This is a genomic window from Nocardioides albus, assembly GCF_014648255.1.
Classification (GTDB): Bacteria; Actinomycetota; Actinomycetes; order Propionibacteriales; family Nocardioidaceae; genus Nocardioides; species Nocardioides albus.
The window spans coordinates 155,643-169,021 of the sequence record NZ_BMQT01000002.1 but is presented as its reverse complement, the minus strand read 5'-3'; the positions used below and the strand labels follow the sequence as shown (position 1 = coordinate 169,021).

The window sequence follows — 13,379 nt, the reverse complement described above, 5'->3', positions numbered from 1 at the left end:
CGAGCACGACGCATACAGCACACCGATCCGGGTACCCGGAGGGTCGACCCATCTAGGAGGGATCGTCATGGCACTGAGCGGACTTTTCCACAGAGATCACAAACATGCCGACGAGAGCCACCCGGGGACTCACGAGAACTACGCAGAGACCCGGGAGCACCCGGACGGCCCCGCGGTCGTCGGCCACGACGACAGCGTCGAACGCCGACACAGCACCGCAGGCGCGGTCGGACCAGTCGCGCCGGTCGCGCCGGTCGGCCACCCCCACGAGGGAGACGCGGTCGAGCACCACCGCCACTCACAGGAGGGCCGACGCGCCGCTCTCCACGACACCTACGGCGGCATCAACTGGGGCGCCTGCTTCTTCGGCTGGCTCGTCGCCGTCGGCCTCACCGTCCTGCTCGGAGGGATCATCTCCGCGATCGCCTCCGCGGTCGGCACCGAGCAGAACTGGACCCGAGCCGATCTCGAGTCGATGGCGGACTCGGCCGGTATCGCGGCCGCGATCACGTTCGCCGTGATCCTGTTCATCGGCTATTACGCCGGAGGGTACGTCGCGGCACGGATGTCCCGCTTCGATGCCCGCCGACAGGGCCTGGGCGTGTGGATCGTTGCCATCGTGGTGATGATCATCGCTGCCATTGCCGGCGCACTGTTCGGCTCGAGCTACGACATCATGCAGCAGGTCGACCTGCCGAACGTCGGGCTGAACGCCGATCAGCTCGGCTGGGGCGCGGCGATCGCCGGCCTCGCACTCCTGGCCGTGATGCTCGTCGGGGCGCTCCTGGGCTCGGCCACGGGCCAGCGCTACCACACCAAGATCGACCGGGCGACCTACGACGCCTGACGATCCGACCGACCTGGGGCAGACACGGGGGTTCGCGGGCGCACATGCCCGCGGCCCCCATAGGTTGGTGCCCGTGAACGCAGACCTCGCGCCGCCACCTCCGTGCCATCGCGCTCCGTACCTTCGCGCCACGGCGGTGGGAGCGTGAGCGACCGACTGCCGATGTTCCCGCTCAACACTGTCCTGTTCCCCGGCGTGACGCTGCCGCTGCGGGTCTTCGAGGACCGCTACCGCGCAATGGTGCACCATCTGCTCCGTCAGGACGAGGAGGAGCGCCACCTCGGCTCGGTCGCGATCCGTGAGGGCTACGAGGTCGGCGAGACCGGCGCTCAATCGCTCTACCGGGTCGGCGTGAAGCTGCTGATCACCGAGGTCGAACAGCACGACGACGGCTCCTTCGACCTCGAGGTGCTCGCGATCGACAGGATCCGGATGGACAGCCTGGTCAGCAGCGGGGACTTCCCTGTCGCCGACGTCGAAGACCTGCCCGAGGAGCACGTCGCTGTCCCGGGCGCCATCGTCGACACCGCGCGGGCGACCTTCACCGCCTACCGCGCCGCACTGCTGGAGTTCCGTGAGGACCCGTTCACCGGCTCGCTCCCCAAGGATCCGGAGTTCCTCTCCTGGACCATCTCGGCCACCACTCCCCTGCCGATGCCCGACCGGCAGGCGCTTCTGGAGGCACCCGACGCCGGCATCCGGCTCGGTATGGTCACCGACCTGCTCCGAGCCGAGCTGAAGGCGATGAACGTCATCCCCTCGCTGCCCGCCACCGAGGTCGCCCGCACGAGATGGTCACCCAACTGATGCCCAAGAAACAGACCGGGAAACAGACCGGGAAACAGACCGGGAAACAGGCCGGCGGAGGAACTCCGGCGGCCGTCGCACTCACCCGAGCCGGGATCGACTACACGCTCCACCCCTACGAGCACGATCCGCGCGCCGAGTCCTACGGCCTGGAGGCCGCCGAGGCCCTCGGCGTCGAGCCGAAGCGGGTCTTCAAGACGCTGATGGCGTCCCTGGACGGGAAGCTCGTCGTCGGCATCGTCCCGGTCACCGGCCAGCTCGACCTCAAGGCGCTCGCTCGTGCCCTCGGCGGCTCGAAGGCGCAGATGGCCGAGGTCACCGCCGCCGAGCGCGCGACCGGCTACGTCGCCGGCGGCATCTCACCCGTCGGCCAGAAGCGTCCCCACCCGACCGTCCTGGACGAGTCCGCGACCACGTACGACTCCATCTACGTCTCCGGTGGCCGACGCGGCCTGGACATCGAGCTCTCCCCTGCCGACCTGATCAAGATCACGTACGCCACCACAGCCCCCATCGCCAGATGACCCGTCGAGTCGGCGCGAACTGACCAAAACCCACGCCGAGTCGGCTCGTCATGACGAGCCGACTCGGCGACGGATCTTGTCAGCTCGTGCTGACCCGGCTTGGCAGGTCAGTCGACGGTGAGGCGAGCCAGGGCTCGCGAGGTGTCGCCGTCCAGGTAGGCACTGAAGCCGAGCTGGCCGAGCGCCTCGATGTCGTCGGCGACCTCGGGAGCCTCGGCCGTCACCAGCCCGTCGAGTCCGTCGAAGTCGACGTAGACCACTCCGGAGGCGTCCTCGGCGTTCGGGACCGCGTTCTTGAACTTGTCGGTCTTTGCGAGGCCGCCGTCGGTGAGCAGCTCCTTGCCGTAGTCCCCCATCCCGACGGACGTCATCTCACCCTCGCTGTCGACGCTGACGATGCCCTCGGCACCGAAGCCGGCAGTGAGGTCGCCGACGAACTTCTCGACGTCGGCGGAGTCGGCGCCATCGAGCTTGATCCCGAAGTCCAGGGAGCCCGGACCGCTCAGGTCGATCTCGCCGGCAGCGATCGCGAAACTGTCACCGAGGAGCTTCTCGAGGTCACCGGGAGCCATTCCGAGCATCTGCGTGAACTGGTCCTCGGCACCGCTCCCGGCCAGGCCGGTCGTGAGCCAGCCGTCTGCGGGGTTGGCCGCGATCACCGCGGTGGTGTCCTTCGGCAGCGTGCCGGCGATGGTGCCGGCCTCCACTGACTTGGCTTGATCGCCCACCGTCGAGGCGGCCTCGAGCTCGAAGGCGTTCTCCTCTGCGCGTACGGTGAAGGCCCCACCACCGAAGTCCTTCATCGCCGACCGAATCGTGTCGGCCAGAGCGCCCGGGTCGGGCATCGGTGCGATCCCGCCCATCGGGTTCTCGGCAAGCTCACCCTCGGCCTCGTCGAGCGCGCCGCTCTCAGCCGCGTCGGCGATCACCTCGGGCAGCTCCTTGGCGGCGTACGCCGTGATGAACCCGGTCCCGCCGACGTCACCGGTCCACTTCTCGAAGCCGGCGTCCTCGGCCAGGGTGCCGGCCTCCACCGCCTTCTCGATCGTGGCCAGATCGTCGTCGGTCTCAGCGATGATCGCCCAACCGTCGGCAACCGCCCACGCGGACTCCGAGCCGCCGCACTCGGCGAGCTTGGGAAGACCCGCCTCGGCATCGGACTCGTCGGTGACCTGGAGGGCGAACGCGAACACCGGCTCGGCGTCGGTGGGGACCGCGCCGACCGCAGCCTTGTAGCCGATCCATGGCTCGACGTCCGCGGCGAAGTCGAGGTCGTCACACGCGTTGGTGAACAGCGTCTCGCGCGGGTCCTCGCCCTTCTTGAGACCGAGCTCCTTCTCGAGCGAAGGCAGCTTGCGCAGCGTCGGCAGGGCGTCCTTGGCCTCGGTCAGGTCGATCTCGGCATACGCGACGGTCGAGGCCGGGAACGCCTCTGCCGGGGAACCACCGGCGTTGCTCAGTGCGACTGCGGTGACGGTGCCGGCGGTCGCCAGCACAGCGACCCCCACGACGGCTGCCGCGCCGATGATCAGCGGCTTCTTGCTCTTTCCGGCAGGGTTCTCGCCGAGGTCGAGGATCTCTGTCGCCTCCGGTCCGGACGGGCTCTGACCGGGAGTGTTCTCTGACATCAGTGACTTTCAGGTTCTGTCGGTCAGCACTGCGCCAACCGTCCAACCTGTTGAATCTACGCCGCCCAGCGGCGTCTGTCCGCCGAATTCACCTTTCGACCGCAGCTTGCTGCCCGTCGAGCTCGTGGACCTCGGCCGGATGCGGTGCCCACATCAGGAAGATCACCATCAGCGCCAGCATCGCCGAGCCCGGCACGAGCAGAACCAGCCACGGCGAGGCCAGCTGGAAGCTGTCCTCGAGCACGGTGCCGTCGGCGGCCCCCTTGGCGAGACCGTTGGGGTCCTCGGGCGAGAGCAGCGAGGTGACCAGCAGCATCAGGCCACCGCCGATCGTGCCGCCGAGCGTCAGCGCGGCGAGGGTGACCAGCTCAGAGCGGTTGAGCCAGATCGCGGCCGCGATGCCGACCAGCAGGCCGAGCACGATCGCGCAGACGGAGAACCAGGCGGTCGCGGCGAAGACGCCTTGGTCGATGTTCTGCCCGATGGCGGGCGGGTCGATCGAGATGAGTCCGCGATACCACTTGCCCTCGAGCACCATCCCGGTCGGCGGGGTCCACAACGTCACCGCCGCAAGACCGGCCACGAGGCCACCGACGACGAAGGCGACCATGATGATGGCCACCTGGACCAGCACGGGTCGGGACAGGTCGGGGCGGGCGGTGCGGCGGATGGGCGCGGCGAGACTGGGCGGCGGCGGCACGATCAGATTGTCAGGCATCCTGGTCCGAGGAGGTGTTTGAGGTCGGCGAACAGCTCGGGAGTCGGTGCCACCCGCAGCCGGTCATCGAGCTTCATGACCCGGGTCGCGTCCCGTGTCATCAACCGTAGCCTGACCTCGGCTACTCCGGGATAGGTGGTCAATACGTCACGCAGCGAGGCGATCACCTGCGGCGTGCACCGCGTCGAAGGCAGCGAGATCACCACCGGCCCGCCGGCGGCACCCGGCCCACCGGTCAGGTCCGGGACGGTGACCTCCTGGCCGCGCAGCTCGGGCTGGTCCTTGTCGCGGGAGAGCTGGCCCTTGACCCGGATGATCGAGTCCTCGACCAGGTGTGGCGCGGCGAGCTGGTAGGACGACGGGAAGAGCAGCACCTCCACCGAGCCCTCCAGGTCCTCCAGGGTCACCGTCGCCCAGGCGTCGCCCTTCTTGGTGATGCGGCGGTTGACGTTGGTGACCAGGCCGGAGACCGTGACGGTGGTGTTGTGCGGCCGCGTCTCGTCGGTCATCAGCTGACCGATGGTGCAGTCGGTGCCGTTGGCGAGCACGTGCTCGAGACCCATGAGCGGGTGGTCGGAGACGTAGAGGCCCAGCATCTCCCGCTCATGGCCGAGCAGGGTCATCTTGTCCCACTCGTCCATGTCCGGGATCGCCACCGAGACGCCGAAGCCGTCGCCGCCGTCCTCGTCGAGGCCGCCGAAGAGCGAGTCCTGCCCGATCGCCTCGTTGCGCTTGATGTCGATGTACTGGTCCACCGCGGTCTCGTGGATCGCGACCAGCGCGCGGCGGCGGTGCTTCATGTCGTCGAAGGCACCGGCCTTGATCAGCGACTCGATCACCCGCTTGTTGCAGGCCCGCTCGGGCACCTTGGAGAGATAGTCGTTGAAGTCCGCGAAGCGCCCCTTCGAGGTGCGCGCCTCGACGATCCCGTCGACCACCTGGGCGCCGACGTTGCGCACCGCGGTCAGGCCGAAGCGGATGTCGGAGCCGACCGCGGTGAAGTCGTGGGAGGACTCGTTGACGTCGGGCGGCAGCACCGCGATCTTCATCCGGCGACACTCGTTGAGGTAGATCGCCATCTTGTCCTTGTCGTTCTTGACCGAGGTCAAGAGCGCCGCCATGTATTCGGTCGGGTAGTTGGCCTTCAGGTAGGCGGTCCAGTAGGTGACCACGCCGTAGGCCGCCGAGTGCGACTTGTTGAAGGCGTAGTCGGAGAACGGCAGCAGGATCTCCCAGATCGTGTCGATCGCACTCTGGGAGTAGCCGCGCTCGAGCATGCCGGCCTGGAATCCGGCGTACTGCTTGTCGAGCTCGGCCTTTTTCTTCTTACCCATCGCGCGGCGCAGGTTGTCCGCCTGTCCGAGCGAGAACCCCGCCAGGACCTGGGCGATCGACATCACCTGCTCCTGGTAGACGATCAGCCCGTACGTCTCCCCCAGCACCTCAGCGAGCGGCTCCTCGAGCTCGGGGTGGATCGGCACGATCGGCTCTCGGCCGTTCTTGCGGTGGGCGTACTTGTTGTGGGAGTCGGCACCCATCGGGCCGGGGCGGTAGAGCGCGGAGACCGCGGTGATGTCGGCGAACCGGTCGGGGAGCATCGAGCGCAGCAGGGCACGCATGCCACCACCATCGAGCTGGAAGACGCCGAGCGTGTCGCCTCGCTGCATCAGCTCGTAGGTCGCCCTGTCGTCGAAGGGGACCTCTTCGAGCACCAGGTCGATGTCGCGGTTGGCGCGGATGTTGTCCAGCGCGTCCTCGAGGGTGTGGAGGTTGGAGAGGCCCAGGAAGTCCATCTTGACCAGGCCGAGCGCCTCACAGGTCGGATACTCGAACTGAGTGACGACCTGACCGTCCTGCTTCGGCTCCATCAGCGGGACGATGTCGATGATCGGCTCGGAGGCCATGATCACGCCCGCGGCGTGGATGCCGGTCTGCCGGATCTGACCCTCGAGACCGAGCGCGGTCTCGTAGATCTTCTTCACGTCCGGGTCGGTGTCGTGCAGCGCCCGGAAGTCGCCGCCCTCGCCGTAGCGCTTGTGGTCGGGGTTGAACAGCTCCTTGAGCGGCACCCCCTTGCCCATCACGTCGGGCGGCAGCGCCTTGGTGATCCGGTCGCCGATCGCGAAGCCGTGGTCGAGGATGCGGGCGGCGTCCTTGATCGCCTGCTTGGCCTTGATCCGCCCGAACGTGGCGATCTGGGCGACCTTCTCCGCGCCGTACTTCTCCGTGACGTACTTGATGGTCTCGCCGCGGCGATGGTCGTCGAAGTCGATGTCGAAGTCGGGCATCGAGGGACGCTCGGGGTTGAGGAACCGCTCGAAGAAGAGGCCATGCTCGAGCGGGTCGAGGTCGGTGATCCGCAGCGCATAGGCCACGATCGAGCCGGCACCGGACCCGCGGCCCGGACCGATCCGGATGCCGTTGTCCTTGGACCACTGGATGAAGTCGGCGACCACGAGGAAGTAACCCGGGTAGCCCTTCTGCAGGATGACGTCGATCTCGAACTCGACGCGGTCCCGGACCTCCTGCGTGGTCTTCTCGCCCGGGTAGCGCAGCTCGATGCCGCGCCAGGTCTCCTTGCGCAGCCAGGACTCCTCGGTCTCCCCCGGCGGGATGTCGGCGAGCGCCATGTAGCCGCCGGTCGACTCGGTGAACTGCACGTCGCAGCGCTCGGCGATCAGCAGGGTGTTGTCGCAGGCCTCGATCAGGTCCTGGCGCCCCCACAGCTCGCGCATCTCCGCGGCGGACTTGATGTAGTAGCCGCTGCCCTCGAAGGCGAACCGCTTGCCGCCCTTGGAGTAGGGCGGCTCTGTCATCCGGCTGCCCGACTGGACGCACAGCAGCGCCTCGTGGGCGGCGGCGTCCTCGGGGTTGTTGTAGTGGGAGTCGTTGGTCGCGACGGGTGCGATGTTCATCGCCTTGCCGAGCTTGAGCAGGTCGTCGCGGACCCGCTTCTCGATGGAGATGCCGTGGTCCATCAGCTCCAGGAAGACGTTCTCCTTCCCGAAGATGTCCTGCAGCTCGCCGGCTTCCTTGAGCGCCTCGTCCCACTGTCCCAGCCGCAGCCGGGTCTGGATGGCGCCGGAGGGGCAGCCGGTGGAGACGATGATCCCCTTGGAGTGCTCGGCGAGGATCTCCTTGTCCATCCGCGGCTTGAAGTAGTAGCCCTCCAGGCTGGAGCGCGAGGAGAGCCGGAAGAGGTTGTGCATCCCCTCGGTGCTCTCCGCCCACATCGTCATGTGGGTGTAGGCGCCACCACCCGAGACGTCGTCGCCGCCTTCCTGGGCCTGGTCGCCCTTGCCCCACCGCACCCGCTTGCGCTCGCCGCGCGGCGTGTTCGGCGTGATGTAGGCCTCGATGCCGATGATCGGCTTCACGTCGTGCTTGCGGGCCTTCGACCAGAAGTCGTACGCGCCGTGCATGTTGCCGTGGTCGGTCATCGCGATCGCCGGCATCTCCAGCTCGGCGGTGCGCGAGAACAGCCCGTCGAGGAGCGAGGCTCCGTCCAGCATCGAGTATTCGGTGTGGACGTGAAGGTGGACGAAAGAGTCCTTGGAGCCGGCCGCCATTGGCGTGGAGCCCTCCTCGAGGTCGTACGTGGAACGGTGGGCGCAGGGGCCCGTTCAACGTGTTCACGGACAACCTGGGGGAAGGGCTACAGACTACCTTTCACCACCGACAGATTCGGTAGCCGGGCCGGTCCCTGTGAGGGATCTATGGAGATATGGTCGGGTTGTGGTGACAATCCTTGATGGTGGCCTGTCGAACGCTCTGGAAGCACGCGGTCATGATGTCTCCGGTGCGCTGTGGACCGCTCGGCTGCTCGACGAGTCGCCCGAGGAGATCGCCGCGGTCCACCGCGCCTACTTCGCCGCCGGCGCCGACGTCGCCACCACCGCCGGCTATCAGGCGAGCGTGCCCGGTTTCGTGGAGGCCGGGATGACCCAGACGTACGCCACCGAGCTGCTGCGCCGCAGCGTCCGCGTCGCGCGCGAGGTCGCCGAGGAGGCTCCCGGGCGTCTGGTCGCCGCCTCGATCGGCCCCTACGGCGCCTACCTGGCCGACGGCTCGGAGTACCGGGGCCGCTACGGGGTCTCGGCGGCCACGCTGCGCGACTTCCACGCACCCCGGCTCGCGCTGCTCGAGACCGAGGATCCCGACCTCATCGCCGTCGAGACCATCCCCGACGTCGAGGAGGCCGAGGTGCTCGTCGACCTCCTCGACGACATCGGCCTCCCGGTCTGGTTCTCCTACTCCTGCACCGGCACCCGGACCCGTGCGGACCAACCCCTGGCCGACGCCCTGGCGCTCGCCGCGGGCATCCGTTCGGTCGTCGCCGTCGGCGTCAACTGCTGCGACCCGGCCGACGTCCCCGCTGCCATCCAGCTCGCCACCGCCACCGGCGAGCCCGCCGTGGTCTACCCCAACACCGGTGAGACCTACGCCGACGGCGCCTGGACCGGCACCCCTCATTTCCGGCCCGGAGAGGCCCTGTCCTGGGCGCGCTCCGGGGCTGCGTACGTCGGCGGCTGCTGCCGCGTCGGACCGGCCGAGATCGCCCTCATCGCGGCCGAGATGGACCACCTCAAGGGCGAGTAGGTCAGGGCCAGGCCATCCGTACGTCGGGGGTCTTCTCCTGGTTGGCTGAGCCGTCGGTGCGCTCGACCTCGCGCAGGCCGTGACGGGCGTAGAAGGCTCGCGCCGGGGTGTTCATCTCGAAGACCCAGAGGCCGAAGCCGTCGGGGGTCAGCGACTTCACCAGGTCGAGCAGCATCGTGCCCAGGCCGGTGCCCTGGGCGCGAGGGTGGACGAAGAGGTCGTCGAGCCAGGTCGGGGTGAAGGCGACGAAGGCCGAGACGACCCCTGCGACCTCCGCGACCCACACCTGAGACCCCTTCTGGGGTGCCAGGACCTTGACCGCGAGCCATTCCCGGATGTCCGACTCCGGGTAGATCGGGGCCGGCATCGGCGCGGCGGAACGGGCCTCGACGTAGGTGCGGACGATCTCGGCGATGTCCTCGGACTCCGCGGGGCGGAGCACCGCCTCAGTCGGAGTCGCGGATGACATTGAGCGCGTGCTGGAGATCGTCGGGGTAGCTCGACTCGAAGGTGACGTACTCACCGGTCTCGGGGTGGTCGAAGCCGAGCTTCACCGCGTGCAGCCACTGCCGCTCGACCCCGACGCGCTGCGCGAGGGCAGGGTCGGCGCCGTAGGTCAGGTCGCCGACGCAGGGGTGCTTCAGCGCCGACATGTGGACGCGGATCTGGTGGGTGCGGCCGGTCTCGAGGTGGATCTCGAGCAGCGAGGCGAACCGGTGCGCTTCCAGTGTCTCGTAGTGGGTCACCGAGTGGCGGCCGTCGGCCCGGACCGCGAACTTGTAGTCGTACTTCGGGTTGCGCCCGATCGGGGCGTCGATCGTCCCCTGGAGCGGGTCGGGATGACCCTGGACGAGCGCGTGGTAGGTCTTGTCGACCGTACGCTGCCGGAACGCGTCCTTGAGGACGGAGTAGGCGTGCTCGGACTTGGCGATCACCATCACGCCCGAGGTGCCGACGTCCAGGCGCTGGACGATGCCCTCGCGCTCCTTGGCGCCCGACGTGGAGATCCGGAAGCCGGCGGCCACGAGGTGCCCGACGACGGTCTTGCCTTGCCAGCCCGGCGACGGGTGCACGGCCACACCGACGGGCTTGTCGATCACCACGAAGGCGTCGTCGTCATAGATGATCTTGATGCCCTCGACGATCTCGGGCTTGATCTCCAATGGGTCGGCCAGCGACGGGATCGTGGCGTCGAGCACCGACCCGGCACCGACCCGGTCGCTCTTGGCCACCGGCGAGCCGTCCACCGTCACCAGCCCCTCGGCGATCAGCTCCGCGGCGCGGGTGCGAGAGAGACCGAACAGCCGCGCCATGGCGGCGTCGACCCGTTCTCCCTCCAGGCCGTCGGGAACGAGCAGCGTGCGCTGGTCGGCATGACCGAAGTTCACTTCTTCTCGCCTTCGGCCTCGTCTGCCGCACCGCCGTCGATCGACCCGTCGAGCCCGATCCCCTTGAACGAGAGGATCACGATCAGCACCGCCGCCACGTTGATGCACATGTCGGCGACATTGAAGATCGGCCAGTTGGGAAGCTGCAGGAAGTCGACCACGTGTCCCAGGTAGAACCCGGGCTCACGCGTCAGCCGGTCGATCAGGTTCCCGCAGATGCCGGCGATCAGGATGCCGAGCGCGAAGGCCCACCCCCGGTGACGCACCCGACGGGCGAACCAGAGCACGCCGATCGTGGCCACGATCGAGAGCGTCGTGAAGATCCAGGTGTGTCCGGTCCCCGCCGAGAAGGCCGCTCCCGGGTTGCGGATGATGTTGAGCTGCAGCACCGAGCCGATCAGCTCCTGCGGCTGCCCGGGAACGAGATTCGCGACCGCCCAGAGCTTCGTGAGCTGGTCGATGACCAGCAGAGGCACTGCGACGGCCGCGAACTCCGCCCATCGAACAGGACGCACGTCGGACTCAGGACCGGTATGCGCGTCGCTCAGCGACGCTCCTCGCGCTGCTTGCATGTCATGCACAGTGTGGCACGCGGGAACGCCATGAGCCGCATCTTGCCGATCGGCTCCCCGCAGGACTCACAGATGCCGTACGTGCCGTCCTCGAGGTATCCCAGGACACGCTCGATCTGGGCCAGCTTGTCCTTCTCGCTGTTGACCACGGTCAGCTCGTGGTCACGCTCGAAGCTGGTCGCGCCCATGTCGGCCTGATCCTGGCCGGCGCCGTCGCCGGAGTCCTTCATCAGGCCCGAGAGCTCGGCCTCGAGGGCGGTGAGCACCTCGTGGCTGTGAGCCCTCATCTCGTGAAGCTCGTCGATGACCTCGTTGAGCTCATCCTTGGTCCACGGGTCCTCTCCGTCCCTGACCTTCAGCTGGTCGGGAGAGACGACGGTCTTGGTTGCTTTCTTAGGCACGGCACTCGCTTTCTGGTGTGAGAACACGGCCCCCCGGGCCGCGCAGTGGTCAGGTTGGCTATGCGCTCGCCACGGCCACCGACGTGGAAGCCATGGTCGAGAGGCTGGTATTCCCAGAAAGCTCGGACGGCACCACACAGATGCGTCCAACGGTCGCACCGACGCGACCGCTCATGGATACGGACATGGAGTCCCCTTTCTCCTGCCATCACTTCGCGCCGCCGAGTCGGTGCGGAGTGCGTGCCCGGAATGTAGCCCGGGAACGGGCTCCACTCAACAAACACACCGAAACTGCACGGATATTGGTCCGCAGCGCGGAAAAATCAGGCAATCCTCATACAGGACCTGCCTGACCTGCTACAACGCGATCTGCTCAGAGATCAGCAAACAACAGTGAACGCACGCATCGGCCGGCCCCGCGAAGCGGGACCGGCCGACGGAAGCCTGACTACGAGGAGATCTACCCCTCGTCCTCCCCCAGGATGGAGCGCAGACGCTTGGGCGCAGGGCCCGACTCGTTGACGGCGGCGGCCATGACCGGCGCCTGTGACTCAGCCGAGTTGTTGAGCGCGTCGAGCTGCTGCGTGAAGTAGCTCTTGAGACGCGACCGGTACTCACGCTCGAAGTTGCGCAGCGTGTCGACCTCGGTGGTCAGGTTGTCCTTCTCCCGCTCCAGCTCGCCGAAGAGCTGCTGACGACGCTCGGCGGTCTCGCTGTCGAGCATCTGCGCACGAGTACGCGCGTCGGCCTCCATGCGGTCGGCCTTCGACTTCGACTCGGCCTCGAGACGCTCGGCCTTGGTGCGGGCCTCGCCGACGATCTTGTCGGCGTCGTTCTTCGCGGTGTCGATGAGCGCGTCGTGGTTGCGCGTGGCCAGCTCGAGCAGGCGCGCGGCGGCGTTGGACGCCTCCGGCACGGTCTCGACCCGGATCGTCTCGATACCGCCGGTCTGCGGTGCCTCCTGATACATCGGCATCTGGTGGGACACCGGCTCGGGAGCCGGCATCGGCTCAGGAGCAGGCGGCTCGGGAGCCATCGGGAAGGACGGACCCCCACCCGACTGCGCAGATGCCAACTTCCCGCGAAGGTCGTCGTTCTCCCGGGTGAGACGTGCCAGTTCGGCCTCGACCTCGTCGAGGAACTGGTCCACCTCGCCCATGTCGTAGCCCTCGCGGAGCCGGACGGGAGTAAAGCGCTTGTTGCTCACGTCCTCTGGCGTCAGCGGCATGACCTCACCCATTCATTACTCGGTTGACTCAGACGTACGGACTGCACCGCCGGGGGGCGGCATCAGGTAATGCTGTCGAAACTCTAGCGCCTGTCCATAGACATGCCAGATGCGGACCGCATCAAGGCGCCCACGGGCAGGTGACGAAGGTCTCAGCTCTGGTTGAAGAAGCCGCCTTCGACGATCCTCTGCTTGGCCTCGGCCGTGACCGAGACGTTCGCAGGCGAGATGAGAAACACCTTGTTGGTGACCCTCTCGATGTTCCCATAGGTAGCAAAGATCAGGCCGGCCGCAAAGTCGACGAGCCGTTTCGCGTCGGGATCGTTCATCTCGGTGAGGTTCATGATCACCGGGGTGCCGTCGCGGTAGTTCTCGCCGATCTGACGCGCCTCGTTGTAGGACGTCGGGGTCAGCGTGATGATCTTGGAAAGCTCTGCCACTGCAGGAACCACCGTTGCTCGTCGCCTCTCGGACAGATCGGCCACCGGGGCCGGACGGGACTGCTTCGACCGCACCGGCGCCTTGACGGCCTCATGGGAGCGGGTCTCGTCGTCGTCGCCCTCGTAGACATCGTCGTCGTAGCCGGTGTCCTCCAGCAGGCCGAGGTATTCACCGAACCTGCGCATTGCGCCGCCCATGTTCCCACCTTCCCCAAAGTATTGCTGTC

General features: G+C 67.6%; 13 protein-coding genes. 4 read left to right on the top strand and 9 right to left on the bottom strand.

Features of this window, described 5'->3' with window-relative positions; all coding sequences use genetic code 11:
* The first annotated feature begins 67 nt into the window (after positions 1-67).
* From IEY84_RS04130 to ybaK, 3 genes are all read left to right on the top strand, one after another.
* Positions 68-847, top strand: coding sequence for a hypothetical protein (locus tag IEY84_RS04130; protein WP_183545279.1), 780 nt, complete (start codon positions 68-70; stop codon positions 845-847).
* Positions 848-991: 144 nt separating this feature from the next.
* Positions 992-1,654, top strand: a complete 663-nt coding sequence (locus IEY84_RS04125; RefSeq protein WP_183545280.1) for an LON peptidase substrate-binding domain-containing protein — start codon at positions 992-994, stop codon at positions 1,652-1,654.
* Positions 1,654-2,178, top strand: coding sequence for a Cys-tRNA(Pro) deacylase (gene ybaK / locus IEY84_RS04120; RefSeq protein ID WP_229788314.1), 525 nt, complete (start codon positions 1,654-1,656; stop codon positions 2,176-2,178). Before IEY84_RS04125 ends, ybaK begins: the two co-directional genes overlap by 1 nt.
* A 107-nt stretch (positions 2,179-2,285) precedes the next feature.
* On the opposite strand, the gene IEY84_RS04115 is transcribed toward ybaK, so the two are convergent.
* The 3 genes from IEY84_RS04115 to dnaE form a co-directional block, all read right to left on the bottom strand.
* Complete coding sequence (locus IEY84_RS04115; RefSeq protein WP_183545282.1) at positions 2,286-3,806, bottom strand: hypothetical protein; 1,521 nt, start codon at positions 3,804-3,806, stop codon at positions 2,286-2,288.
* An 88-nt stretch (positions 3,807-3,894) separates the two neighbouring features.
* Entirely contained in the window at positions 3,895-4,524 is a 630-nt protein-coding gene (locus tag IEY84_RS04110) for a hypothetical protein (protein WP_183545283.1), read from the bottom strand.
* Positions 4,509-8,093, bottom strand: coding sequence for a DNA polymerase III subunit alpha (dnaE, locus tag IEY84_RS04105; RefSeq protein WP_183545284.1), 3,585 nt, complete (start codon positions 8,091-8,093; stop codon positions 4,509-4,511). Before dnaE ends, IEY84_RS04110 begins: the two co-directional genes overlap by 16 nt.
* A gap of 166 nt (positions 8,094-8,259) precedes the next feature.
* On the opposite strand from dnaE, the gene mmuM reads away from it, so the two are divergent.
* Positions 8,260-9,123, top strand: a complete 864-nt coding sequence (gene mmuM / locus IEY84_RS04100) for a homocysteine S-methyltransferase (RefSeq protein WP_183545285.1) — start codon at positions 8,260-8,262, stop codon at positions 9,121-9,123.
* 1 nt (position 9,124) lies between these two features.
* On the opposite strand, the gene IEY84_RS04095 is transcribed toward mmuM, so the two are convergent.
* The 6 genes from IEY84_RS04095 to IEY84_RS04070 all read right to left on the bottom strand — a co-directional run bounded on the left by IEY84_RS04095 (position 9,125) and on the right by IEY84_RS04070 (position 13,350).
* Positions 9,125-9,565: a GNAT family N-acetyltransferase gene (locus IEY84_RS04095; protein ID WP_183545286.1), complete on the bottom strand. Its 441-nt coding sequence runs from the start codon at positions 9,563-9,565 to the stop codon at positions 9,125-9,127.
* Positions 9,566-9,569: 4 nt separating this feature from the next.
* Positions 9,570-10,436 (bottom strand): RluA family pseudouridine synthase, encoded by an 867-nt coding sequence (locus tag IEY84_RS04090; protein ID WP_229788388.1) that lies wholly within the window; start codon positions 10,434-10,436, stop codon positions 9,570-9,572.
* Positions 10,437-10,507: 71 nt separating this feature from the next.
* Positions 10,508-11,026 carry a signal peptidase II gene (gene lspA / locus IEY84_RS04085; RefSeq protein ID WP_229788312.1) on the bottom strand — a complete coding sequence of 173 codons (519 nt, stop codon included), beginning with the start codon at positions 11,024-11,026 and terminating at the stop codon, positions 10,508-10,510.
* Between the two features lie 29 nt (positions 11,027-11,055).
* Positions 11,056-11,484 carry a TraR/DksA family transcriptional regulator gene (locus IEY84_RS04080; RefSeq protein WP_183545289.1) on the bottom strand — a complete coding sequence of 143 codons (429 nt, stop codon included), beginning with the start codon at positions 11,482-11,484 and terminating at the stop codon, positions 11,056-11,058.
* 460 nt (positions 11,485-11,944) lie between these two features.
* Positions 11,945-12,712, bottom strand: a complete 768-nt coding sequence (locus IEY84_RS04075; protein ID WP_229788310.1) for a DivIVA domain-containing protein — start codon at positions 12,710-12,712, stop codon at positions 11,945-11,947.
* Between the two features lie 152 nt (positions 12,713-12,864).
* Complete coding sequence (locus IEY84_RS04070; protein ID WP_183545290.1) at positions 12,865-13,350, bottom strand: cell division protein SepF; 486 nt, start codon at positions 13,348-13,350, stop codon at positions 12,865-12,867.
* Between the last annotated feature and the right edge of the window lie 29 nt (positions 13,351-13,379).

Bases quoted from the DNA above. Each gene is read 5' to 3' on its own strand.
- IEY84_RS04110 (WP_183545283.1), bottom strand. From the start codon at position 4,524: ATGCCTGACAATCTGATCGTGCCGCCGCCGCCCAGTCTCGCCGCGCCC.
- IEY84_RS04070 (WP_183545290.1), bottom strand. From the start codon at position 13,350: ATGGGCGGCGCAATGCGCAGGTTCGGTGAATACCTCGGCCTGCTGGAG.
- IEY84_RS04130 (WP_183545279.1), top strand. From the start codon at position 68: ATGGCACTGAGCGGACTTTTCCACAGAGATCACAAACATGCCGACGAG.
- IEY84_RS04090 (WP_229788388.1), bottom strand. From the start codon at position 10,436: ATGGCGCGGCTGTTCGGTCTCTCTCGCACCCGCGCCGCGGAGCTGATC.
- dnaE (WP_183545284.1), bottom strand. From the start codon at position 8,093: ATGGCGGCCGGCTCCAAGGACTCTTTCGTCCACCTTCACGTCCACACC.
- IEY84_RS04075 (WP_229788310.1), bottom strand. From the start codon at position 12,712: ATGCCGCTGACGCCAGAGGACGTGAGCAACAAGCGCTTTACTCCCGTC.
- ybaK (WP_229788314.1), top strand. From the start codon at position 1,654: ATGCCCAAGAAACAGACCGGGAAACAGACCGGGAAACAGACCGGGAAA.
- IEY84_RS04115 (WP_183545282.1), bottom strand. From the start codon at position 3,806: ATGTCAGAGAACACTCCCGGTCAGAGCCCGTCCGGACCGGAGGCGACA.